1 protein-coding gene is annotated in these 1,301 nt (G+C 65.6%); it reads left to right on the forward strand.

What is annotated here, in order from left to right:
• On the forward strand, positions 1-1,301 hold a 1,301-nt coding region (locus AB0I15_RS66890), incomplete at both ends, for a KR domain-containing protein (protein ID WP_358121223.1).

A 1,301-nucleotide genomic window follows, 5' to 3' on the forward strand; every position in this document is an offset into this window, starting at 1 on the left:
CACCTGGACCAACATCCACATCCACACCACCCACCCCCAACACCCCACCACCCTCCACACCACCACCACACACAACGAACAAGCCGATGGCCTCAACATGAGCCTGAATATCGCCGGACCCGACGGCATCCCATTGCTCACCATCGACAGCCTCACCCTGCGCCCACTACCAGCCGACCACCTCACCACCACACCCCACCACAACACCCTCTTCCACCTGAATTGGGTCCCGTCCACTACAACCAGCACTCAAAGCCCCGGCGCCACGACCGGATGGGCAGTACTGGGCATCTCCGATACCGATCAGAGCGGCCTGCACACCACCCTGGCCAACCACCTGGGCATTCCAAGCCACTCCGCACTCACCCACCAGAACACGCTGCTGCTTCCTCTCACCACCACCGGCAGCGGTGACAACGACGCAGACACTCCGGCCGACCAAGCCGCCGCGCTCACCACCGCTCTCCTCTCCCTCCTGCAGAGCTGGCTTGCCTACGACACCGGCATCGAAGAAGCCGAACAGGACTTCGACCCCGATACCCGGCTGGTAGTGCTCACCCGTGGCGCGGTAGCCACTCATCGCGGAGAGGACATCACCGACCTGCCCGCTTCAGCGGCGTGGGGCATGCTCCGTACCGCCCAGGCCGAACACCCCGATCGCCTTCTGATCGTGGACATGGACGATCACATCGACAGCTTCACCGGCCTAGCCGACGCCATCACCGCCGCCATCGCGACCGGCGAAACCCAGATAGCGGTACGCCAGGGCACCATGCTCGCGCCCCGGCTCGCCCGCACTACAGCCACCACACCATCCAGCGGTGCCCAAACGTCGGACAGCAACGTTGCCAACGCCCTCGGCGAGAACGGCTTCCGCGACGGCACTGCCGGTACGAGTGCGCTCGGCGAGCCCGATGCAGTTACCCAGGGCAACCTGGCCCACAACGGACCGTTCGACCCCAGCGGCACCGTCCTGATCACCGGCGGCACCGGCACCCTAGGCGCCGCGCTAGCCCATCACCTCACCACCCACCACGGCGCCCGCCACCTCATCCTCGCCAGCCGTCAAGGCCCCCACCACCCCAACGCCACCCAACTCCACCAAACCCTCACCCAAACCATCAACACCAACACCAACACCAACGCGAAGACCGGCACCGGCACCGAAGACACCGTCACCAGCCAAGGCAGCGTCACCATCACCGTCTGCGACCTAAGCGACGAACAACAACTCACCCAACTCCTCGACAGCATCCCCCAAGACCGGCCCCTCACCGCCGTCTTCCACACCGCCGCCGTCC

It is taken from the genome of Nonomuraea sp. NPDC050643 (assembly GCF_040654715.1).
In the GTDB taxonomy this organism is placed as follows: domain Bacteria; phylum Actinomycetota; class Actinomycetes; order Streptosporangiales; family Streptosporangiaceae; genus Nonomuraea.